General features: G+C 42.6%; 11 protein-coding genes. 8 read left to right on the top strand and 3 right to left on the bottom strand.

Annotated features, from left to right (window positions below; translation table 11 throughout):
* Positions 1 to 666: 666 nt before the first annotated feature.
* From KO525_RS10810 to KO525_RS10800, 3 genes are all read left to right on the top strand, one after another.
* The gene (locus KO525_RS10810) at positions 667 to 5,745 is read left to right on the top strand and encodes an alpha-2-macroglobulin (protein ID WP_215963815.1); all 5,079 of its coding nucleotides are present in this window, start codon (positions 667 to 669) and stop codon (positions 5,743 to 5,745) included.
* Positions 5,732 to 8,317 (top strand): penicillin-binding protein 1C, encoded by a 2,586-nt coding sequence (pbpC, locus tag KO525_RS10805; protein ID WP_215963814.1) that lies wholly within the window; start codon positions 5,732 to 5,734, stop codon positions 8,315 to 8,317. The genes KO525_RS10810 and pbpC overlap by 14 nt, the downstream gene beginning before the upstream one ends.
* Positions 8,318 to 8,658: 341 nt before the next feature.
* Positions 8,659 to 15,819 (top strand): BspA family leucine-rich repeat surface protein, encoded by a 7,161-nt coding sequence (locus KO525_RS10800; protein WP_215963813.1) that lies wholly within the window; start codon positions 8,659 to 8,661, stop codon positions 15,817 to 15,819.
* A 60-nt stretch (positions 15,820 to 15,879) separates the two neighbouring features.
* Here KO525_RS10800 and KO525_RS10795 read toward each other — a convergent pair whose 3' ends face one another.
* Entirely contained in the window at positions 15,880 to 16,050 is a 171-nt protein-coding gene (locus KO525_RS10795) for a hypothetical protein (RefSeq protein ID WP_215963812.1), read from the bottom strand.
* Between the two features lie 343 nt (positions 16,051 to 16,393).
* Between KO525_RS10795 and KO525_RS10790 the strand changes: the two genes are divergently transcribed.
* From KO525_RS10790 to KO525_RS10780, 3 genes are read left to right on the top strand one after another with little or no spacing between them, the layout of a single operon-like run.
* Complete coding sequence (locus KO525_RS10790) at positions 16,394 to 17,119, top strand: hypothetical protein (protein WP_215963811.1); 726 nt, start codon at positions 16,394 to 16,396, stop codon at positions 17,117 to 17,119.
* The gene (locus tag KO525_RS10785; protein WP_272180266.1) at positions 17,119 to 17,607 is read left to right on the top strand and encodes an RNA polymerase sigma factor; all 489 of its coding nucleotides are present in this window, start codon (positions 17,119 to 17,121) and stop codon (positions 17,605 to 17,607) included. Before KO525_RS10790 ends, KO525_RS10785 begins: the two co-directional genes overlap by 1 nt.
* A 2-nt stretch (positions 17,608 to 17,609) precedes the next feature.
* The gene (locus KO525_RS10780) at positions 17,610 to 18,170 is read left to right on the top strand and encodes a hypothetical protein (RefSeq protein ID WP_215963810.1); all 561 of its coding nucleotides are present in this window, start codon (positions 17,610 to 17,612) and stop codon (positions 18,168 to 18,170) included.
* A gap of 144 nt (positions 18,171 to 18,314) precedes the next feature.
* Here KO525_RS10780 and KO525_RS10775 read toward each other — a convergent pair whose 3' ends face one another.
* Positions 18,315 to 19,490, bottom strand: coding sequence for an SGNH/GDSL hydrolase family protein (locus KO525_RS10775; protein ID WP_215963809.1), 1,176 nt, complete (start codon positions 19,488 to 19,490; stop codon positions 18,315 to 18,317).
* Between the two features lie 486 nt (positions 19,491 to 19,976).
* Here KO525_RS10775 and KO525_RS10770 point away from each other — a divergent pair, with 486 nt between their 5' ends.
* Together KO525_RS10770 and KO525_RS10765 are read left to right on the top strand one after the other, a co-directional pair.
* On the top strand, positions 19,977 to 21,581 hold the full coding sequence (locus tag KO525_RS10770; RefSeq protein ID WP_215963808.1) for an ABC-F family ATPase: 1,605 nt from the start codon (positions 19,977 to 19,979) through the stop codon (positions 21,579 to 21,581).
* Positions 21,582 to 21,716: 135 nt separating this feature from the next.
* Positions 21,717 to 22,136: a VF530 family DNA-binding protein gene (locus KO525_RS10765; protein ID WP_215963807.1), complete on the top strand. Its 420-nt coding sequence runs from the start codon at positions 21,717 to 21,719 to the stop codon at positions 22,134 to 22,136.
* 153 nt (positions 22,137 to 22,289) lie between these two features.
* Here the strand turns inward: KO525_RS10765 and KO525_RS10760 are convergent, their stop codons facing one another.
* Complete coding sequence (locus KO525_RS10760) at positions 22,290 to 24,953, bottom strand: M14 family zinc carboxypeptidase (protein ID WP_215963806.1); 2,664 nt, start codon at positions 24,951 to 24,953, stop codon at positions 22,290 to 22,292.
* Positions 24,954 to 24,957 lie beyond the last annotated feature (4 nt).

The following is a 24,957-nucleotide window of genomic DNA, read 5'->3' as shown; positions in this document are numbered from 1 at the left end:
GTGTTTGACCTAGCAGAATATGATTACATCGTCTGTTTTTACACTCATTGGTTCCATGTAGCGGCTTTTTTGTAATTGTCCTATTTATTTTAGTGCGTTTAGTGCGCTGTTTGGCGATAAAAACTAAGCAGAATGATGACATGGCACAGGCCATAAAGCCAAGCACTAACGGGCCAAAAGTACCGTTATAGTGGGACCCAATCAAGCCACCGATAAATACAGAAATGAATGTTTGTACCGATGTCACCGTAGAGTTGGCAACACCTGCAATATGGCCAAGAGGTTGTACGGCTAAAAGGGCTATAAATTCGCGGGCCGTTTTACTTGAACAGTAGAGCCGTTATGGGGCATTTAAGGTCTCAATTTTTTAGCTAACTCAGCGCTATTTTACCTTTTATGCGCGCCATCCTGTAGTGGTAAGTTTAAAATTGTTTTTATTCTGTTTTTTTGATTTTATACTGCTGATATTAAGTGTTTTTTTTGTATATCGATGGTGGGTTTGAATATTGCCTTTTTAATGCATTTTTTAAATAAATATTGTTTCCCAGTTTTAATTACCTAACATACCGATATTTGTAACTTTATTTTAGCCAGAATTAATTAAACTCAATGCGGTTTGATTGATCCTACTTTATTTACCAATTCCCCAATTGTCGAAGGAATGTTATGAAAGTTAATGTTTGGTCTTTGTTGTGTTTTGTCTCTGCGTTGTTTGTGTCTCAGTTGGTTTTGGTGGGCTGTTCTAATGATGACAATGCTGCGTCGGCGGGTGGCGCGGATGAAACGTCGATTTCTGAGGGCGATAAAGGCATTGCTTCTTCGGGTATTGGCGAGGAAGAAGCCGCGCTGGATATGGCTCAGGCGTTAATTGATTACAAAGACGCGCCGTTAAAAATTCTTGATGTATCGGAGCGCAGTAAAGACGGTCGTAATTCAATTGCGATTACCTTGTCGGTGCCGGTCGACCCTTCTAAAGATCTACAAAAGTACTTTGGCATTAGCCAACAAAATGGCAAGGCCGTCGACGGCGCTTGGGTGATTGCTAAGTCGGGTAAAAACATTTGGTTTCCGTACGTAGATCCAGAGGTTAAATACAAGGTCACCATTTACCAAGGGCTTAAAGCGATTAATAACCGAAGCTTGCTCCGAACCCAACATGCCGATGTGGTCACTAGCCGCGTAACGCCAAGTTTTAATTTTGATACCAGTGGCGCGTTTTTAACCCAAGGGTTAGGCAACGGCCTGCCTGTGGTTACAGTTAATGTAAATGACGTCGACATTAATTTTTACCAAGTGCGAGAAAAAGACCAACAGCGCTTTTTAGAAGAAATGTCCCACCGTCAATATTACTGGGGGATAGAGCGTGTTACTCAGTTTGCTGACTTAGTTTATTCAGGTCGGTTTGAGTTTGACGGCGAGCCAAATACGCGCACCAAAAGCAGTATCGATATCGAAGGCATTCAACAGCTAAAACCGCCGGGGATTTATCTCGCAATTATGGCAAAGGCCGGAACGTACAGCGGTCAACAGATGATGTGGTTCTCAGTAACCGATATTGGTTTGCATGCGCGTTTTTACGAACAACAACTTGATGTTTATGCCTCGTCGTTACTTACCGGGAAACCGATTGAACAAGCGCAAATCCAGCTAGTAAACGACAAGGGCGAAATACTGCAACAAGTATTAACTTCCCCATCGGGTGAAGCGTCCTTTACCACCGATCTTAAATCTGCGTCGCTTATCGTCGCGCAAAACAAGCAACATTTTTCTGTGGTTGAAATTAATAAACCGGCATTGGATTTATCCGACTTTGACTTAGGCATGCGTGCTAACCGAGCTCAGGAACTCTTTATCTATGCGCCACGAGACTTATATCGTCCGGGCGAGTTTGTTGACTTCAATGGCCTTTTACGGGACGCCGACGGAAAATTGGTGGCAACCGATATGTTAAGCGTGTCGATTAAAAGCCCGACGGGGGCCAAAATAAAATCCTTTAAATGGCACGGCAATGATATGGGGTATTTTCATTACCAATGGCAAATTCCAAGCAGCGCACAAGTGGGCAATTGGCGTTTTGAAGTGGAAAGCATCACCAAACAGTTGTTTGTTTACGACTTTAAAGTAGAAGAGTTTTTACCCGAACGTTTAAAGCTGACGTTTAATCCAGAAGACGTACATACCACGCAAATTGTCGACAAATGGCAACAAATCAAAGTGCCTGTGTTAGGCGAATATCTATTTGGCGCACCGGCGTCTAATAATCGCCTGTCTACCGATGTCAGTGTGTCACTGTGGCGTAAGCCGGTAGAGCGTTTGCCAGACTTTGAATTTGGCGATATCAAACAATCTGGTCTCGCGAGTCGTGAGTCACTTGACGACATTCAACTTAATGAACAAGGCATTGGTGAGCTTTATTATAAAGGCGACTGGTCGCAGTTACACAGTCCGCTAAATGTTAAGTTTATCAGCAGTTTATTTGAAACCGGCGGGCGTCCGGTATCGCGTTCGTATTCAACCTTAGTGTGGCCAAGTGATAAAATGATAGGAATTCGAGCTGACTTTGGCGACAACAATCCAGAGGCCAATTCTAAGGTTCGATTTGACTTAGTTAAAGCCTCAATTAATGGCGACAAACACCCTGCAACAAATCTCGACGTAAAACTAATTAAAGAAGACCGCCGTTATTTTTGGGTTTATTCCGACCAACAAGGTTGGCATTACAAATGGAACGACAACGAGTTTACCGAGCTGACAAGGTCGGTTGATATTGCCAAAAACGGGTTAGGGACTGTGGAATTCCCTGTGTCTTACGGTCGTTACCGTATTGAAGTGCGAGACCCTGCGGATAACCTATTAACCAGCAAACAGTTTTACGCTGGTTGGAATTGGTATGAAGATTGGCAGAACAGTCGTTCGGGCAGTGGTGCGGCGCGTCCAGATAAGATCACGATGGCATTGGATAAAGGAGCCTATGAGGTAGGCGACAACGTTGAAGTGAATATTATTCCACCTGAGGCCGGTGAAGCGATTGTTATTGTTGAAGGCGATACGCCATTGTGGTCGACCCGCTTATTTATTCCTGCCGAAGGTGCGACGGTGACTATTCCTGTCGCGAATGATTGGCAGGAACATAACATTTATATCAGTGCTGTGGTATTGCAGCCTGGCGATAAACTAAAAGCCCTTACCCCAAAACGAAGCTTTGGTTTAGTGCATCTGCCATTGGCCAGAGCGTCGCGACAATTAGCGGTAGAGTTTGACGTCGCAGAGAAGGTATTGCCAAATAAAGTTATGCCGGTCAATGTCAAAGTCACCGATCCCCGTTTAACGGGCTTAACCGACTTAACCGCAGTTGGCGAACAATCGGTATTTATGACATTAGCAGCGGTTGACGTGGGCGTATTGAGTGTCAGTAATTTTGAGTCACCGGACCCGTTTGACGCGTTTTTTGGTCAACGCCGTTACAGCGTTGATTCGAGAGACGTATACAGCAAAGTGATTGAAATGAGCCAGTCGACAAAAGCCAAAATGAAATTTGGTGGTGACGACGACTTAACCCGCGGAGGCGATGCGCCGCAGTCAGACGTTCAAATCGTTTCTCTGTTTAGTGGCTTGGTCAAACTCGATGAAAATTTAGAAGCGCAGATCCCGGTAAATCTACCTGACTTTAATGGTCGAATTAAACTCATGGCCTTGGCGTTTTCAGCAGACGCATTTGGTCATGGCGAACAAGAAGTCACTGTGGCCGCGCCGGTTGTAACCCAAATTGCAATGCCGCGATTTTTAGCCAAAGGTGACAAAACACGCATCGCACTGGATGTAACTAACTTAAGTGGTGAACGTCAAGAATTGCAGGTGACATTTGCAACAGCCTTGGAGGATAGTGAAGAAGCTGTAGCAAAAGCCGAGCCAAGCGTTGAGCCAAAGACAGAACTAAAAGCAGAGCTAAGCACAACAAGACATTCGCCAGTTAAGGCTTTTGATACCACACAGACTATTGTGTTGGACAATGGCGCAAAACGCACATTGCTTTACGACATAGAAGTAACAAACCACACGGGAGTCGCAACGTTTGAGCTTAATGTTAGCGGCGACCAACTTGCCGAAGCAATTCAGCGTCAATGGACGCTAGGCGCACGTCCGGCTTACCCAGCAACGTTTACTAATATGCAAAAAGTACTTAACAATGGAGAACGCTTCACGATTGATGAAACCGCCATTGAGTCGCTCATCGACAGTTCCGTTGTGGCGTCTGTGGCCATTTCACCGTCTGCGAATATCGACTTAAATAACCAGTTAGATCAGCTTTTACAATACCCATATGGCTGTTTGGAGCAGACCAGTAGTCGCGCTTATCCTTTATTATTTGCCACCCCAGTTGTGCAACAGGCGTTTGGCATCAACGCCATAGATGAAAGCAAACGGGTTGATATGATCAACAAAGGGTTTGAGCGACTCGCATCTCTGCAACTCAGCAGCGGCGGCTTTGGTTTATGGCGTAATACCTCAGATGAAGAACATTGGTTAACTGCATATGTTGCCGACTTTTTGTTAAGTGCTCGGGCTATGGGGTTTGCTGTCCCAGAGGACATGCTGAAAAATACGTTAACGCGTTTACAGCAATATTTAGCGCGTAGTGGCCGTTTTTATAACGAACGTTGGAGTAACGATCCTGGCCACTATCATTTTGCCTACAAAGCTTACGCAGCTTACGTATTGGCGCGAGTAAATCAAGTGCCGTTGGGCACATTACGGAGTTTGGCGACCAACAATAGTCGTTACGCGCGAACCGGTTTATCACAAACGCATTTAGCAATTGCACTGATAAAAATGGGTGATAAAAGACGTGGCGAACAACTAATGGAAGATGCACTAGCTAATTTGCCAAAACAACGACAACAATACCTAGGCGATTACGGTAGCCAAACTCGAGATTTGGCTTTGATGATCCACCTAATGCTGACCCATAAAATAGCCGAATCTAAGGCAATATCGTTGAGCTTTACGCTGGCCGAGCAGCTAATCAATCGTCAGTATCTTAGTACGCAGGAACGCAATGCGCTGTTTTTGGCGGGCATCGCCCTGAAAGAATTTGACGGTGAAAGCTGGAATGCTGATCTGATCATTGGTTCGGCGACCACAAAGCTCAGCATGACTTCCGGATTCCAAACCCGACTTGGGGCCGAAGACATTAATAACTCGGTATCCATTGAGTCGGCGTTTGCCCATCCATTGTTAGCCAATATTAATATTAGCGGTTATGGTAAAACACCGCCTGAGGAAAGCGCCAATGGCCTTTCGATTCAGCGTCATTGGTTGAACCTTAAAGGCCAAGAAATCGACCTTAAACAAGCCGAAGTAGGTGAGTTGTTTTTGGTGCAATTAGAAGTGAATGCTGAGCAAAGAACACCAGATGCGTTAATTATCGACTTACTACCTGCGGGATTTGAACTTGAAAATCAAAACCTTGAACATGCAATTAAACTCGATGAAATAAAAGTAGATGGTAAATCCATAGCACAGTGGCTTAACCGCAATCCAACCAAATATCAAGAATACCGAGATGACCGATTTGTTGCCGCAGCGCAAGTGCGCAAGCGCCAAACGGTGAATTTGTTCTATCTGGTTCGTGCGGTTACGCCGGGAACATATAACGTGCCTTCGCCTTTGGTAGAAGACATGTATCGCCCGGAAATCCGTGGTATTGGCAAATCCAGTTCGGCCATTACGATTGTCCAAAAATAACTTACATTCAAAGGGCAGGTTAACAACTGCCCCCGTTAACGGTCAAAACAGTCAAGACGGTAAAAGCGGTCAAAACCTTTACATATCGGGTCTGCCGTTTTTATTGTTAATCGTGCGCCGTTTTGCTCGGTATATTGGGCGGTTCCGTCTATTAACGGTATTTGTTTTGGGTCTAATGTTTGTCGGAATGTTAGATCAACTTTATCCATTAAACCTGCCTAAAAACAACAACCTTTTTGCGCGAGTCGTCGTAGATGAAAACAATCGTCCCCTGCGCACCTTTGCCGATCCAAACGGGATCTGGCGATATCCAATAGAGTTATCTGACGTATCTCCGCTGTATATTGAGGCATTACTCACCTATGAAGATCGTTGGTTTTGGCTTCACCCAGGCATTAATCCCTTTGCGGTTTTACGGGCGACATATCAAAACCTGACCAATGGCCGAATTGTCTCTGGTGGCTCAACAATTTCAATGCAAGTTGCCAGAATTTTGCATCCTCACAATCGAAGCTTCACCGGCAAGTTGCAGCAAGTATTAAGAACCTTGCAACTCGAATGGCATTTAAGTAAAAACCAAATTTTGCAAATCTACCTAAATACCGCGCCATTTGGCGGCACAATTGAAGGCGTTGAAGCAGCGAGTTACACCTATCTTAATAAATCCGCCAATGATCTTACGCACTCAGAAGCTGCATTGTTAGCGGTACTGCCCCAGGCCCCAACACGGTTTCGTCCCGATATTCATAATGACGCCGCCCAGCGGGCAAGAGACAAAGTACTAAAGCGGCTTGTTAAATTTGGTGTTTGGTCCCAAGACGAGGTCGACGATGCGATGTTAGAGCAGGTCTATAGTTTTAACTTTAAGCCCAGGCAACTTGCGCCGTTACTGGCGCGGCGCTTGTTGGCTTTTTCAGATGGTCAGTCGGCAGTAAAAAGCACCATTAACAGTGACCTACAACAGAGTTTGCAGGACGCACTTAGCTCGTATATGAGTGACATGCCAAAACAAAGTTCGGCCGCCATTTTAGTGGTCGACAATAAAACGTCTGCGGTTAAGGCGTATATTGGCACCGTAGATTTTGCGAATGAAGATAACTTTGGTTATGTCGACATGGTGCAGGCAACACGTTCTCCGGGCTCGACGTTAAAGCCATTTTTGTATGGCATGGCAATGGATGAAGGGCTTATTCACTCCCATTCATTATTAGCGGACGTACCGCGCAATTGGGGGAATTACCGGCCGGGCAATTTTAACGGTACGTTTAATGGCCCAGTTACCGCAGAAGAAGCATTGCAACGTTCGTTAAACATGCCCGCAGTAGATTTGCTTGAACGCCTTGGTGTCAATCGATTTGCCGCCCGTCTCGAAAACGCCGGTTTAGCGTTAGTTATCCCCAATAATAAGCCAAACTTGTCGATGATTTTAGGTGGCGTTGGTTCGTCGCTTGAGCAACTTGTTGAAAGTTATACCGCGCTGGCGAATCAAGGTAATGTCAGTGAGCTGCGTTATCTCACTGATGAGTTAACGCAACCTAAAGTGACAAAACAGATGTTATCGCCATCGAGTGCGTGGATCATTCAAAATACGTTGTCGGATATTGACCGCCCAGACAGCATTCAGTCAACCGCCAGTATTATTGAAAACTCCCCATTAGCGTGGAAGACCGGAACCAGTTATGGGTTTCGCGACTCCTGGGCCATTGGCGTAAATAACGACTATACCATTGGGGTTTGGATTGGCCGCCCCGATGGTACGCCAATGCCTGGGCACTTTGGCCGTAAAACCGCTGGGCCTTTGTTGTTTATGGCTGCAGATCAATTGGCTGGTGGCTTAGGGGTTAATACTGCTATTGCCTTTGATAGCGAGAGTCAGCAGCCGTATTTAAGTAGCAGCTCTAATATAAGTGCTAAGGGCAATGCAGATCCTAATTCAAACAGTGCTACAGACGATAGACTAAGCCAACCTGAAACGGTGACACAACAAACCATTTGTTGGCCGTTGGGCGTAGCAAAAGACGACAAGAACGCAGCCTTTTGTCATCAACAATATAAAGCGTGGGTGATAAACAACGTTGTACCGCCAACCTGGCATGTTGCTGATGCAGATACCTGGCAAAGTGGATTGTTTACTTATTGGGTAAACCCCGTAACTGAGCAACGCGTGACAATGGACTGTAACGTAAGTAATAAGCAGGTGGAGCAAGTGGCTGTTTGGCCAAAGGTGGTTGAACCTTGGTTAAACGCTAAATATCGTCGTGCGGCTGTTATACCTACGCTCGATCCACAGTGTATTAATAGTGAAATAACCGCCAGCGCCAGCTTAAAAATTACCGGTATTGACAACAACAGTGTGTTTCGCAAAGCAGGTCAAAACGGAAAACACCCCAGTGTTTGGCTCAAAAGCCTTGGCGGCTCAGGCAATAGAGTGTGGTACATCAACGGCAAATACAAATATAAAACTGGACCAAATACCTCGGTGGAACATGTATTCACGGGCACCGGTAAACAGCAAATTGTGGTGCAGGATGAGCTAGGTAATACCGACGTTGTGGTGGTTTTTGTTCAGTAGTTTTTCTTTTTCTCCTCCTCCTTCTCGTTCTCTAGCTCCAGCCTTCTTTTACCTTGCAGTGCACCAGCGAGTTTTTGTACTATTTTTGTTTGATCATCATCCACCTTTTACATGTAAATAAAAATTCACGAGCAGTCCATTTTTTCAAAAATTACCTTAACTTATTAGTATTAAAGCAGTTTATTTATTGTTAAAGTGATGCGCTGTTTATTTGAGCATTCTGTTTTCTGGTTAAATGAAATAATGCTGTAACCCAGACAACATCGATGTTTTGTACACGCCATTTTCTAATTACATTTATAAATTCTCTATAATTGTTAACATCTGTAAAAGGATTTTCCATGGGTTTAAGTAGTAAGTTGTTCCGAATATTTGTTGTATCGGTTTTGCTAGTCTCGGTTTTTGGATGTGGGAAGTCAGACGATAAACAACAACAAGATGTTAAAAATCTCAGTCCAACAGTTTCAATCGCTTTAGACTCTTCCAGTGCCTCCGGTTCTGACATATTAGAAGTTGTTGAAGGCAATCCCAACCTCATTGTAATACATGCCACCGCAAACGATCCCGAAGGGCAATCTCTTTCTTATGAATGGAACGTTACTTCCGATTTGAGTTTGGATTTGGGGAATGTAAATACCAACAAACTTGAGTTTGTTGCCCCAGATGTAAAAGAAGACAGTGTTTTTGACGTTACCGTAACAGTGACCGATGTTAAGGGCGCATCAGCGCAAGCGTCGTCTAGTTTTACAATTAAAAAAGTAAATAATGCGCCGATTATCACTTTAGATGAAACCATGTCGGTCGGTGAATTATCTGCGTTTACGCTAGCGTCAGTGGCCACAGACGCGGATGATGACGAATTAACGTTTTTGTGGGAGGTGACTAATGACAACGGCACGGGCTTTGTCATTAATGATCCAAGTTCCTCTGTTTTAAACGGCACTATTGGCGATGTTGCCGGTAATGTTGCAATTGAGTTAGCGCTAAGTGTTACCGATGATGAAGGGGCAACAACCACCAAAGCGGTTTCAATCAATGTATTAAACGACGCTGACGCGCCGACGGGAATTCAAATCGTATCGGCTTCGGCAGAGTCAATTACAGCCATCACCTTAGATTGGTTGGAAGCGGTGGATAATGTCAGTAACGCATCGCAATTATCGTATAACGTGCATCTGAGCGACCAAAATGGTTTTGTGCCATCGGCGACGACATTACATAGTTCCATTGCTGAGCAATTTACGACTACGGTTGATGACTTAGTCAGTGATACGCAATATTACGTGATCATTGAGGTGGTTGATAATTCAGGTAACAGCGCGTTTTCTAAGCAAGTTGCGGTGTCGACATTGGCCAAACAAACCGTTGTAAACACGGCACAAAAAGTCAGTAATGTAGCCCCTGCAGGCTTTTCCAGTAGTGAAGTTTCTTATCAATTAACCAACGAAGAAGTCGCGCCTGCAACCGGCGACATTGTGGTAAGTACCGATAATGATGGCATGTTACGTAAGGTGACTGAAGTTGTTGTTGATGGCGATACCGTAACATTGCAAACGGAAGCCGCTGCAGTAAATGAAGTTTATGAACAGCTCGATATTTCAACCAATATAAAACTGATCGATGTGTCAAACGACAACCTTGCAGCGGGTCAAAACCGTTTGGCCCAGCGCGGCGTAAGATCAAAGCAAGTCACCTCTGGCGGTAAAAAAGTCTCGTCGGCGACCTGGGTAAGATCAGGCCTGACAATCGTTGATGAAAAAGCGGCAGTCGTGACACCAGTTGTGCCAGTATTAAAGTCAGTGGGTGCTGCGGGTCAAAAAAGTGCAAACGCTAAAGCGGCAAATGCCTCTAATACAACTGATGAATATCAAGAATTAGATGAAGACAATTTGCGACTGCAAGGACCAAAACAAAAGTTGTTCGTGCCAGGTAAATTAACGCAATTTGAGGTCAGCGCTCAGGTTATTCTTGATACCGAAGACAAATTTGATTTAGAGTATTTTAAGCTGGTTAAATTTACCCATCCTAGATTTGGCTCTAGCCATGATCACGGAGCGAATGTCACTGAAGTTCAAGCGGGTGACGGCAGCGATAAAGTTGATTTACTGTTTAGTTGGGTGCCTGGCAAAGACCATATAGATACTGAAAACTACGAACCGTATACCGCTATTTTTGAAGCCAAAATAGATAAAGTTGGTTTGTTAGACGGCAATGATGTTTTAAAAATAGAAGTGGACGTTTATGTTGGCTACGAACTTGAAACAAAATCAAATGAGTCGATTAATGGCGACGGCAATGACGCGTTAGTTAAACTCACCGCTGATACTAATTTTAGCTTTGAGCCAACCATCGACATTAAAGTTGATATCGAAAGCGGCAAGCTCGTAAAAGCCCATGCATTTGTAAAAGGTCTCACTAAATTTGATGCCACGTTATCCATCGAAAGTGATGGTTCTAAAGACTTACACGGCTCTAAAAACTTAATCAGCCGGTCTTTTGTAAAGGTCATTGCGCCCGGAGGCGTGCCAATTATTGTGCGAGGAAAATTTAAACTCGACGCAGAAATTAATGGTAAAGCCGAGGGCAGCGTTAAGCTCAGTCATATTCTCGAATCGACGTTAAACATCACAACGGGTTTTGCCTACGATAATGGCAATTGGGATCCGAGAACGCATTTTGATCCCACCTTAAAATATCGAATTGAAGGGGAAGCCCAGGCGAAAGTTTATGGCGACGTTCGACTGATCCCATCGCTTGAATTGTTTTTTTACGAAGCGGCAACCGGCAAAATCATTGTTGAACCCTATCTATATGCCGAGGCGGGAGTTGAAGGGCATTATCGTTCAGAAGCCAGTTTAGAAACCGGTGTAGATACTCAATTAGATTATCGTTTTACTGAAATGGCCGCTGGCATTGGTGCCGAGTTAAAGCTTAGAGCCGCGTTAGAGATTTTTGATAAAACCATTATTGGCTGGCCGAGCCGAGATAAAGACGAATACAAAACGATTACCTTGATGGCCAAAACCCCTGTGATTGGAATTCCGTCAATTGCCATAGAAGATATCACTAACCCACTAAACGTAAACAGCTGTTTGATAGAGCTAAAAGCCACGGTTACGCCAATTTATAAACCCTTCTCTAGTTCGGAACCGTCTATTGCGTGGCAGTCGGACTCTATAGGCTGGGCAGGTTTTCCACTTGCTGCAAACGATACGATTTGGGCAACCACAAGCAATGGCGAAAACGAGTTTTACGCGCAGGCAACACTAACCTCAAAAACCGATTACGACTTACGTTTTGGTGGACACAGCAGGTTGGGAAGTTGGGCGCGGCAATACCAAGATTTATCTATCGATTTTAGCCCTGACGATTCAAGTTCATTACCAATCTATTGGGCAAATCGTTACGGTTTAAGCCAAGCACTTGCTGATGACGACAACGATGGCTTAACGAATATCGAAGAATTTGAAAACTGCACTGTGCCTAACAATCGTGACTCTGACGGCGATGAAATGTTAGACGGCGACGAGATTAAATATAATCTTAACCCACTTGTTAACGACGCGTCAGACGACGCCGACAACGACGGCATTCCTAATTTAGTTGAGGTACAAGAGGGCGGCAACCCAAATGTCGCCAATGAAGCGCCGACCGCCAAAATTATTAATTTGCAATATAATGTAGAAGCTTCAACCTTAGTCTTAGGCGTTGAAGCGAGCGACCCTGATGGTCAAATCATCAGCTATAAATGGCGAGAAGAAGGTACGAGCGTCGCCACGATAGAGTCGCCAACCAGCTCACAAACCACTATCTATTTGCCCATTGTTCAACAAGATACGGTTCTGCGTTTTAGTGTCACTGTCGAAGACAACTTATATGTAACAACCACTGAGTATTACGAAGTTGTTGTGCCTTATATCGAGCCGGTAAATCAACCGCCAGTCGCGGTTATTGAAGCTAAAATTGTTGATCTCGAAGTTTTGATCGACGGGGCAAAAAGCTCCGATTTAGAGGATGATGAAGCAGGCTTGCCATTAAGCTACTTGTGGGAGCAATTGGCTGGGCCAAATGTCGTTATTAATGATCCAACCTCGGTCAATACTTGGTTTGATTTCCCAATTGTAGAGGAAGACACCGAATTGGAGTTTGTATTGACGGTTACGGATTCTGACGGAGCGAGTTCGACATCTAGTTTAAAAATACAAATTGATGGTCCTGAAAATAGTAACCCGATTGCCGATGCGGGCGACGACCAAGTTGCAGAATCTGGGCAGGTGGTCATTATTTCAGGGGCGGGATCTGAAGATTTTGATAACGATGCCTTGTTTTATACTTGGCAACAAACCGACAACTCGGGCTTTAGCGTAGATATTTCTAATCCAAATGAGGTTATTGTTAACTTTGTTGCACCGACGGTCACTGAAGATACAACATTAAGTTTTGAGCTTAGTGTAACGGATAATAAAGGTGAACCTTCTACAGCTACGGTTAATGTTGTGGTCTCGCCTCAATCGACTGATATAGAAAGCGGTCTTATTGCTTATTTGCCTTTAGACGGTGACCTTGCGGAGTTAACTGGGATATCAGCCTCGATAAATGAAGTTGGCACTGTCGTTTATGTTACTGGTGCAGTGGAAGAGGGGGTTGATTTAGATGGCAGTTCAAGTTTGATAGCCATTTCAGAAGCACCAAGAGCAACAAATCAATTGACAATTTCTGCTTGGGTCAACCCTAAAGAACAAACAAATGATGAATACACCGGCGGTGGCGTTGTTATCAATTCACCAATTTATGAGTTGTCGTTAAATAGCACTAACAATACAATTTTATATTCCTTGACGGATAACTCGCGGGTCTCAAATAAAGTTGATACCGGTGTACATGTGCCACAGGGAGAATGGTCGCACATTGTCGTTGTTTATAATGGTGTGCAGGTTGTCATTTACTTAAATGGCGTAGAAGTTAATCGAGTGGATTACTCTGAAGAAATGCCGGGCGGCACTTGGCCTATGGGTATTGGAGCAAAGTATATACCGGTTGAATTAGGTGCGCCTGAGTCAGGTTGGTATTCGCATTTTAAAGGCTCTATAGATGAGGTGCGGTTATATGACCGAGCGATAAACACAAGCGAGATTGAAACTTTGTTTGCCCAACAAAGTGAAACCTCTGAAACCCCAGCCGCCAATACATTATTAGAGTCTGTTTCATTATCTGAGCTTGAAGGGACCATAGTAGAAATTCGTGGCAGTGACGAATCTGATGATTGGGTATGGGTGCTCAAGTTCACTCATGATTGGCCAATGGATAATTACTTTTTTACTTATTTAGGGAAAAAATCAAGAGCGAGTGACGGAGAGTTTGAGTGGCAAGGATATGATTCAGCGTGGCAATTAACCGACAATAATTTAACAATTTCAATTGGAAATAATGAGTCTGTATTGCCATTTGAAGATGGTGAAATCAACTTAGGTGAAAGCTTAAGTGCTGTAATCGGTGACGGTGCATATGTCTCGGCAATTTATAAAGCTAATGTGGTTGAGTTCAGTGACTTGCCAGGACATCGTCTTATCATCATGCGAGCTCCACTAAACTCTATTATTGATTTAAAACCCAATGGTATAGCTGAGTTTTATCATGAAGGTAGCAATACTAAAGAAACTGCTACCTATGTACTTAATAACAGAGTTATTGAGTTTTATGAAGGGACAACTCAGGCATTTACAATAGGTGAATATTCTAATTTAACGAGTTATCAAGAAATTTATGGCATTTCATTTACGAACTTTTTAAGTCATGTCATGCCAATCCCAGTTGAGGATGGTGCGGTTTCAGACCCCGCTGCTTTTGCGACGTTATGGTCAGTTGACGCTGGCAAGTCAATAACCCTTAAAACCAGTTACAACCAAACTTACGACTATATGGTGGATTGGGGAGATGGCTCTGAACCAACACAAGAAAACGGTAATGCAACACATACCTATGCCGTTGATGGTGAATATACAGTTCAAATTACAGGTTCGGTTCCTCATATCGAGTTGTGCCCATGGGGAACAGAAGCAACCCTGAAAGATGTGACTCAATGGGGAACTCAACAGTGGCAATCAATGGTTAGGATGTTCCAAGGATGTCGTGAGGTTAATTTTAGTGCGACTGGAGCGCCAGATCTGAGTTTAGTTAAAGATATGGGGTATATGTTTGCATTTACTGACAAGTTTAATAGCCCGTTAAATCATTGGGATGTAAGCGGTATTGAAAACATGGATAGTTTGTTTTTGGCTAATCCGGTATTTGATCAGGATTTAGCTGATTGGAACGTAAGCTCTGTTACTAATATGAACGGCATGTTTTCCAGCGGCAGCACATACAATGGTGATTTATCAAGTTGGGATGTCAGTGCGGTTACGAGTATGTCGAGTATGTTCCGCCAAAATGCAAAGTTTAATCAAGATTTAGCAAACTGGGACGTAAGTTCGTTAGAAAATATGGATTACATGTTTAGTTATGCAAGTGCATTTAATGGCGACGTGTCAACATGGAATGTGAGCGCGGTTACGTCTATGCAAGTGTTATTTGAAAACGCGACTGCATTTAACAGTGATATTTCAAAATGGGATGTTAGCCGTGTCACCAGTATGAGAAATATGTTTAAGGAAGCTAATGCGTTCAATTCTGATATCTCTGGTTGGGACGTGAGTTCCGTAGTAGACATGAGCGGCATGTTTTTCAGAAATTTAGCATTTAACGGCAATCTCAATAATTGGGATGTGAGCAATGTAATTTCAATGGATAGTATGTTTTACAGCGCAAATTATAATAACGACTTATCCGCTTGGGATGTCGGTTCCGTCACGACCATGAACTCAATGTTCCATAGAACACCGCTGTTTAACTCTGATTTGTCTCAATGGAATGTAAGTGCTGTTACTAATATGGCCTCGATGTTTGACGAAGCGCGAAGTTTTACTTCCGATCTCACACATTGGAATGTGGGTAATGTGACTAATATGCGTAGATTATTTGCTTCATCTAATATGCAAGGAGATATATCAACTTGGGATGTAAGTAATGTCACCGACATGAGTTATATGTTTGGGAGTGCTGGCGCTTTTAATCAAGATTTAACAAACTGGAATGTTTCTTCTGTACAGAATATGACAGGCATGTTTTCTGGTGCGCGCAGATTTAATGGCGACATTTCAAGTTGGGATGTGAGTTCAGTTAAAAATATGTCGACCATGTTTAGTTACGCTGTTTTATTTAATAGTGACCTTTCAGCGTGGGACGTAAGTTCTGTAACTAATATGAGAACAATGTTTTATGGAGCAGGTCGTTTTAACAGTGACTTGTCTGGTTGGGACGTGAGTTCAGTGACTCAAATGTCCTATATGTTCCATAGTGCCACTTCTATGACTGCTGACTTAAGTGAATGGGATGTGAGCAATGTCACGGAACATACCAGCTTTTCATATAGAGCAAATATAGTTAGCCCAGTTTGGCCTTAACCTTTATTAGATTAAATAACTGAATTAAAAGGCAACCATCAGGTTTGGTTGCCTTTTATTTTAATCTTTTTTACTGATCACAACTTCAATATTTTTGCTTGTACCTGCAAACCACTTTTGCACATAAATACTGCCGATAACCGGCGGCATGCCGTCTTCTGGCACTTCTTTGTAGCGAATGCTGTTTTTGTTTTGTTTTTCAAATTCGAATTTAACGGTTTTTTCAGTCATGGGGGATCCTAAGGTTTCTGATCTGCTTTGATGATATAGGGAGTTGTTGGCAGTTGCTATAGATTTGAAACTGTCCTACTTGTTTTTAGTCTTTACATTTTAGTGTTTGGGTTTTGTTTTTTTAGTTAAATTAAATAGCTTTTAACTTTAGATACCCGCTTGTTTGTTTTTTGAATAATTATTTTTATTGTTTGTGAATGTTATTTTAATTGTTTAATTTCAAATGTTTACTGTTGGTTTTCGGGGTTTTTAAACCTGATGTCGTAAAAAAGTGAAAAAAATTGTCAGGTTTTGTCGTTGTTTATCGACTGTTAGGTAAATCACTTATAAAGGAAGCTAAAACATGACAACAATTACACAAACATACAATGACACTATACCAACATCACGCAGCCTTGTTTGGTTCAAACAAGGCTGGCAATTAATGAAGCAAGCGCCTTTTAAATTATTCTTGTTTTTATTTTCGTTTTTGATCATCGAAGGCGTGATCCAAATGTTACCAGCACCTTATAGCGTTGTAGTGTCCAAGTGGGCAATGGCATTAATGGCCGCGTCAACCTGGCCATTGTTACAACATTTAGCCAAGCATCAACGTTTTTCACTCAAAGCCATTTTTTGCAGTGGTTGGGGAAAAATGCTCGGACTCGCCATTGTCTTGATATTGCCTTCAGTTATGCAATTATGGACGGCAAATGCATTACTAGGCGCCGATGGTTTAGCGCTATTAATATACGGGACTATGGTTGAGGTAACACAATTACAGCTTGGAATTATTTTTGCGTCAGCCACACCAGTGATGCTCTTTTTAAGCTTTGCATCGGCAAGGGTATTACTTGCGGATGATAGCATCACTGCCGCAATCCGGGCCAGTGTGCAAGCGGTCATCCGTGCGTGGCGTCCAATGTTAGTTATTATGATGGTAAATGCAGTTTTGCTTTTATTGGTTCCGTTTACCTTTGTATTAAGTGCATTATTAACGGGTCCATGGCTAGCATGTGTTACTTATCAAGCCTATTGTGAGTTGTTTGACAATGACTCAAACACCACTCAAATTATCAAGGAAATGTAGTGAGCGACAAGCTTGATATCGCAACCTTACTTAAGGAACACGCGCCGCTAATGGCGCGTGTTGCGACAACTTACGAAGCGGATGAAAGTTTGCGGGAAGATTTGATCCAAGACATGTCCCTTGCCGTTTGGCGCGCACTCGAAAGCTTTAGAGGCGAGGCCAATATTAAAACCTTTATTGCCCGTATTGCCCACAACCGAGCGGTAGATCACGTATTAAAAGAAACTCGACGCCACGACCGGCATAACCTCGATGAGCCATTAGAGAGCATAAGCAGTTCAGTGACCTCTAATAAACAAGATATTGAAATAGATTTGATGACGGCATTGCGTAAGTTAGCTATAGGTTACCGACAAGTGATAGCGCTGCAACTAGAGGGATTTAATCAAGCTGAAATTGGCATCGCCCTGGGACTTACGGAAGCAAATGTGGCGCAACGTGCTCGGCGCGGGCGGGCACAACTAGAGCAGATTTTGAATCGGAGATGAATATGGATCCACAATTTGAAAGTTGGCAGAACGCGTTTAAACAAGCGACGCCAAAAATAGATGTTGATAAATTACTGTCTCAGGTTAAAGCCAGTAAATTCAGACAACAATTAAAAGCGTATACCGATATGTTAGTTGGCGTTGCTGTAAGTGCGTATAGTTTTTATGCGGCACTGTGGCTTGCTGACAGTATGGCGCAAACCATGCTGTTTATAACATTAACGCCTATTCCAATTGCTTTTAGTGTTTGGTCATTTGGTCAACATTCGCGCCTCTGGCAACAGCAAACGTTAGACATTAGCGCTTTATTGGCTTTTAAACGTGACGAATTGGTTATGCGATTAAAGTACTGGCGGATAAGCACACGGGTTTGCATAATTCTGTACGTGGCATTAGCAATCATCGCCGGTGTTAATTACCTTTTGTATAACACGGTTTTTGTTTGGCTAGTGCAGCTCGGCATCAACGGCGCCATATTATCGGCTGTCATACTGCGCTACCGTTATTTAGAGCAACATTTGCCACAAAAGCTTAAAGAAATAGATGATATGGGAAAGGCGTAGCGGAATCTGACAATGGTGATAGATATTAGGTGCTAGCTATCAGACGGTAACTGTCTAGCGGCCTTGTTTGAATAAACCCACGGCGCATAGCTGTTTATGCGCCGCTTTAATTGACAACCCAATTTTGATTGGGAATAACGACAATTACCAACTTAGTTTTTGTTTTATAAACGCGGTTAACTTATCTGCGTTGTCCACATGTTGATTAACTCTAGGGTGAGCGCCGTAGCCGGTAAATCTAAACATTAAGGTATCTATATTTGTGGCTTGGCCATTTGCTTTAGCCTGTTGTTTTATATTGTGAACGGCTGTAGTTATGTATTCTGGCCAATGGTTATCGCGGTTATTAAAATCGGTGGCGTCCATGCTGCCCAATGCGCAGATAAAATAGGCGTTAGGGTGTTTTTCCCGAAGGGTTTGAATGAAATTGTTATACGCCCTCACGATTTGTTCAGGCGTAGCTGTAAGGCGTTTCTGATCGTCTATCAACCAACTGTCATTTTGCCCTAAATTAACCACTACCACATCAGGTTGCCAACGGTTAAAGTCCCATTGGCTCTGATTATCATTCTCGCCCGTAAGTTGGTCGTAGTATTGTGGCATGATGAAGTCGAACCAACTGATCATAAAACCAATACCGCTTTTGGCGATACTTTGAAATTCTGCATTTAAGTTCCGAGCGGTTATTGCGGCATAAGACAGATAGTGATTTTTATCGACAGGGTTGCTATCTCCCGTATTGTGCGGGGCTTCGTTACCCATGCCAGCGGTTATCGAGTCGCCGTAAAATACTATTTTTCGAGTCGGGCTAACAGGGGGGGTGAGCAGTTTTGCGTTTTGCCCTAGCTTGACCGCAACTAAGTGTGTGCCACCTTCATCCCCTTCGGTACGTTTAAATATCTCTACTGTGGTTACTTCGGTATTTATCATATGGCTTAGGTTGTATTCGTGAAGCCCTTTTTTAGCCGCCAGCACATATGGAGTTTGGTTCTGGCCATTAAAAATCACGTTAAATAGGTTTCTGCCATTATCGTCATTTAGTTTTAGGCGCAGTTGATTGCCGGTAAATCGAAACTTTACGCTGGTGCCTGGCCACGTTAAATAAGGGCCCGGAACTTGATTAAAGTCAATGCGTCCCGAATATGAAAAGTTATCAGCGATTTGCAGTTGGCTTTTTGTGAACTCAACAGTCGCTTGGTCAGCATGAGAAAAAAGGCTAGATGTTATCAGCAGTAATGCAACAAGCGTTAAGCATGACGACTTTATTGTCGTTAGAGAGGGTATTGAATTAACGGATAGAGAAACCGAAAATAAACGCATGAATGACTCCGTTAGAGATGAGATTAATTGGGTTTACGAGTCTACAACATGTTGCATTTGGTAAATGCCAATGACGTATTATCGCAATAAATAGCCACATTACCGAATAACCAACCAAAAAGCTGTTTATGACTACAAGTTATCTATTTATCATATTTTGTAATTTATGATTGGCCCGCAAATTAAGTAGTCATTAATTCGTCAGTGATTAGAGATGGGCCATTACGTATCAATCTCTTTGTTATTAAAGAAAAGAGTTGAGCCTTTACACTATTTTCAGAGTCATACAAATCAATCCGTTAGAGCTAAAGGCGACGTCAATAATTGCCTCACCTTTTGTGTTGTTGAAAAAACAATCAAAAAAAGCCAATGTTTAATAGGTTGTAGACGCTAATTCCTGTACAATGCGCGGCCTTAAAACTTTGCGCTTTTTTGTAATTTAGAACTAAGCCATTCAATACACATATGTACTAGGAAATATCTCTTTTGATCACTACGTCTAACATTACAATGCAATTTGGCGCAGAGCCTTTGTTTGAAAATATCTCAGCTAAATTTGGCAATGGTAACCGTTATGGTTTAATCGGTGCGAATGGTTGTGGCAAGTCTACGTTTATGAAAATACTGACGGGCGAACTAGTCCCAAGTTCAGGTAACGTTTCAATTACGCCGGGCCAAAAAGTCGGTACATTAAGCCAAGACCAGTTCGCATTTGAACAATACAGTGTTATCGATACTGTGATCATGGGTGACGTTGCGCTTTGGGAAGTTAAACAAGAGCGTGATGCAATTTATGCCAACCCAGAAATGACGGAAGCTGATGGCATGCGCGTTGGTGACTTAGAAAGCCAGTTTGCTGAAATGGACGGTTATAGTGCAGAAAGTCGCGCCGGTGAAATTTTACTCGAAGCGGGTATTGAAGAGTCGTTTCATTTTGGTTTGATGGAACAAGTGGCACCGGGTTGGAAATTACGTGTTTTACTTGCTCAGGCCTTGTTTGCTAATCCGGATATTTTATTGCTCGACGAACCAACCAATAACTTGGACATTCATACGATCAGTTGGTTAGAAGCCGAATTGAACAAACGTAAATGCACCATGATTATTATTTCGCATGACAGACATTTCCTTAATTCTGTATGTACACACATGGCTGACATTGACTACGGCGAGCTTCGTATTTATCCAGGTAACTATGAATATTTCTTAGAGCAGTCTGCGTTAATTCGTGAACAGCTATTGTCTGGTAATGCGAAAAAAGCCGCTGAAATAGAAGAATTGCAAGACTTTGTAAATCGTTTTGGTGCCAATGCCTCAAAGGCAAAACAAGCCAGCTCTCGTGCCAAAAAGATGGATAAAATTAAACTTGATGATGTGAAATCGTCAAGCCGTATTACACCGCATATTAACTTTGCACCGGGTAAAAAAATGCATCGCCAAGCGTTAGAACTTGATAATTTAGGTCATGGTTTTGACGGCGAAATGTTATTCCAAAACGGTGACTTGTTATTAGAAGCCGGTGCTAAACTTGCCATTATTGGCGAAAATGGTGTGGGTAAAACAACCTTCCTTCGTTGTTTGATGGGCGAACTTGCGCATCTTGAAGGCGTGGTTAAGTGGTCTGAAAATGCGTCTGTTGGCTATTGCCCACAGGACAGTGGCAGCTATTTCGATAACGATTTGACCCTTATGGATTGGATGTCACAGTGGCGTCGTAGCTGCCACAACGACCTTATGGTTCGTGGCATGTTAGGCCGTTTGTTATTTACTGAAGACGACGCCAATAAAAAAGCCCGCAACTGTTCAGGTGGAGAGAAAAACCGCTTGTTATTTGGCATGTTGATGATGCAGGACATTAATGTCTTAATCATGGACGAACCGACTAACCACATGGATATCGAAGCCATTGACGCGTTAAACAATGCGCTAAAAGGCTTTGAAGGTACATTGATATTTGTTAGCCACGACCGTGAATTTGTATCATCGTTGGCAAACCGCATTATTGATATCAAAGATAAAGCCATAGTAAACTTTGACGGCACGTTAGACGAATACTTGTCGAACCAATTGACGGCAAAAAAAGTAGCATAAGCTACACTAAAATAGGCGATGAGTTCATCAACTTGAAAAACGAGGGTTCACTTATTTTTTCAGTAGATGTTTCAGTTGCCTAATTTGATTAGACGTTATCTAAATAGTATTTGACGAAAGTCAGCAGAGAAGATTATGAGTACAGAAGAAATTTACAAAAACAATCCATTACACGGAACGAGCTTAGAGCAAGTTGTTGAAGAACTTGTGGCGCATTATGGCTGGGAAATATTACATGCCTATATGAATGTTAGTTGCTTTAAGATAAATCCAAGTATTGAGTCGAGCTGTAAATTTTTGAAAAAAACACAATGGGCTAGAGAGAAAGTCGAAGCGTTTTATCTTTATAAGCTTAAAAACTTACCTAAACCAGATAATACACAATACGACTTACCACCACGTGACCGCATTGTCCCTTTGACTGATAAGCCTCGTGAACCTAAAGAACTAAGTATTAAAGACGCAGAACGAGTAAAAGCGTTAAAGCAAAAAGCCAATATGCAACGTGCCAGTCGCCAAAGCCGTTCAACGCCGTCAAACCCTTGGGGTGTGTAGTTTAAAAATTTTATTTTCGAGTTTCCATTAAACGGTCAATGAAAAATTCATTGACCGTTTTTTATGGGGAAGTGTAAATATTGTTAATATGTTTTTATGTATGGGCAATAAAAATTGCCCTTACATAGGCCGTGAGTCGAACAAAGTTTGTCTTTATGTATTGTCTAAACTTTGAAAATACTCGTCGTGTTGTGGTTCCCAATCGTCAGGGTCTAGCTCGATGACAGGTACTGCTTGATTCGCACTAAAGTAAATACAAGCTGGTGACGAATAAAGCGGTACTCCGTCGTAGGAAAATACCGAGTAGTATTTTGGAATATTCGGGTTGCCAAAATCATCGATTGTATATTCATCTTGACCACCATAAATTTTAACGCCGTCCTGCGGCGATTTTGGCGGATGGAATCGATTACGGACCACAAATGCCCCAACAAAGTTTTTGTCTTTTGGATTTGTCCACGTTAATTTTGCGAGGTTTTTTTCCAAAGTCACGGTGAAGTTGGTTGGTGCAGGTAAAGGCACTTTTGAACGTTCGATATACTCAATTACCAATTTCGGTTGCTGATAACTGGGTTTGTTTAGCCAGTTAATTAATTCATTTTGACCTTTTCTATTAGGCGAAGTTGCACGAATTAAAAAGCAAATAGGCGTTTGTTCACTATATAAACGCTCAAGTTCTGTTCGAGCAAAACTGTCAAAGTTGAAATAATGTGGTTTTTTGTCGCGCAGTTCACTGTGGCTAACTTCATACCCAATATATTGAATACTATCGCGCAATTTTACTGAGTTATAAGACAAGTTGTCGACTTCGGCTAGTTCGACCGAAAAACGAATATCTTTTTTAGGGCCTAATGCGTTGGTGTTTTGTATGACTAAATAGGCATCGGTGATCACAGTAAAATTAGGATCGGGCATACCCTGCATCGCAAAGGCAAGTTGCCCATAAACTTTTTCGCCATCAGCGTCGAAGCCAGCTGAAAGTATCCCGGTTTCAGTATGAGTTTGATAAATACTGTTAACAGCTGTCGGGTAAAGTTCGGCAATTTGCGGTTTTCGTGAGTAGGTGAGTTCAATGCTTGGTCGGTAATGAATACCCGCCCCAAAACGACCAAAACCAATGTCAAACTGCATCATTTGTGACTCATGTCCGCGTGGCAATGTTGTTGGGCCTTCGATGCGGATCAATAAACTGCCTTGAGCGATAAAATGTTCCAGTAATTTTCGTTCGCTGCCATTAAACGACCAATTACTCCATACACCTTGTGTTAGCTTGTCCGACTCAATTGCCTGACCGGTATGCAGTACAGTCGCATTTTGAATGGCGTCAAAATTACGGATATCTGGCACGCTCGTTGGGTCAAGAATTGAAATTCCCCACTCACCGTAATTTTCTATTTTTGCCCCCACTCGATTAAGTGGATAGAGCGAAAATGATGCGGCTTCTATTTGCGCGTCGTCCGGAACTTTATCCAATTTAAACTCGATGACGCCATAACATACGCCGCGGGATTTATTTACCCCAATAAATAAGGAGTTTTGACCAAAGTGCTCACGGTTTTTTTCTAGCGTATATTCGCCAACATAACCGATGTCATTTTTTAGTGGGAATAAGGTTCGACTAAAATGGTGTGTTGCTAGACTTGTTTTTAGTTTTACCTCTGGCGCATATGGCCCCGCAATTTTTTGATCAGCAAAAACGGCTCTTATTTTGTAGTAATAATAGCTGCCACTTTGAAGCTGCACATCTGTAAAGGTCGTGGCTTTAGTTAAGCCAACTAAGTTATCTTCAGTACAGGGACTTTTGTGTTGTTCATTGCGGTATATTTCAAAGTAGACCGCTTCATTGCCCGAGTATTCCCATTCTAACGTTGCCTCTGTTGCAGCAACGTCTTTAATCGTAAAATTACTGACTCGAGCAGGTGCTATTGAGGAATAACAAATTGCTGAATTAAGCGCATGGACTAATGCCGGAATATTTTCGTTAACACTTTGCGACATATTCTCCATGTAGTCAGGAATATTTCTGGTGCCAACTTCGACTACGGTCGCAATAATGCCTTTGTCGTAATAGTATTCGCGACCACTGCCATTAATTAAGTTTGTTGGTGGTTTACCTCGATGAATACCATATTTTGTACCTGATACTTTTTGAATTTCGTGGGCCATGTTGGCGCATAAAGTATTAAGGTCGGTGGTATCTATTTCAGCTTCGTGATTAAACTTATGTGCTGGGAAAAATACATTGCCCTGAGAATGGTAATCAAGAGAGATAGTAATGTTTTTATGGTTATCTACAAAATCCCTTATGGCACGAGTTTCAGGCTCTGAAAAGGCTTCTGGTCCGCCGTAAGTTGTGGCATTGGTATCGTTTCGTTTTTTAAATCGGCTTCCAAAGTTGCGGTTTAAGTCTACACCATAGGTGCCGTCGCCATTGTTTCTTCTATTTTTACGCCAGAAAGAAAAGTGTGTACGCGAAAACTCAAAACCGTCTGGGTTTAAACAAGGCACGATATACAGGGTATTGTTGCTTAACGCCTGTTTCAGTTTTGGATTAAATTGGTGATTGTCTACGATATATTGCACAAAGCTATTGGCGAGTTCGATGCCAATCCATTCTCGAGCATGAATAGTTCCTGTGTACAATAGAGCTGGTTTGCTATCGGCATTTTCTAAGTCTAAAGAAATAGTTGCCAATACTATCGGTCTTCCTTCCCACGTTTCGCCGATGCTTTCTATTCGGATAAGGTTGGGATGTTCACTCTTAACCTGCTCAAGAAACGCCATAGTTTCTTTATAAGAAGTGTATTGTTTTTTCATCAGT

The sequence above is a fragment of the Psychrosphaera sp. B3R10 genome (assembly GCF_018861025.1).
GTDB lineage: Bacteria > Pseudomonadota > Gammaproteobacteria > Enterobacterales > Alteromonadaceae > Psychrosphaera > Psychrosphaera algicola.
The sequence above is the reverse complement of the archived record's forward strand: the minus strand, read 5'-3'. Positions and strand labels throughout refer to the sequence as shown.

Bases quoted from the DNA above. Each gene is read 5' to 3' on its own strand.
- KO525_RS10810 (WP_215963815.1), top strand. From the start codon at position 667: ATGAAAGTTAATGTTTGGTCTTTGTTGTGTTTTGTCTCTGCGTTGTTT.
- KO525_RS10800 (WP_215963813.1), top strand. From the start codon at position 8,659: ATGGGTTTAAGTAGTAAGTTGTTCCGAATATTTGTTGTATCGGTTTTG.
- KO525_RS10795 (WP_215963812.1), bottom strand. From the start codon at position 16,050: ATGACTGAAAAAACCGTTAAATTCGAATTTGAAAAACAAAACAAAAAC.
- KO525_RS10790 (WP_215963811.1), top strand. From the start codon at position 16,394: ATGACAACAATTACACAAACATACAATGACACTATACCAACATCACGC.
- KO525_RS10780 (WP_215963810.1), top strand. From the start codon at position 17,610: ATGGATCCACAATTTGAAAGTTGGCAGAACGCGTTTAAACAAGCGACG.
- KO525_RS10775 (WP_215963809.1), bottom strand. From the start codon at position 19,490: ATGCGTTTATTTTCGGTTTCTCTATCCGTTAATTCAATACCCTCTCTA.
- KO525_RS10765 (WP_215963807.1), top strand. From the start codon at position 21,717: ATGAGTACAGAAGAAATTTACAAAAACAATCCATTACACGGAACGAGC.
- KO525_RS10760 (WP_215963806.1), bottom strand. From the start codon at position 24,953: ATGAAAAAACAATACACTTCTTATAAAGAAACTATGGCGTTTCTTGAG.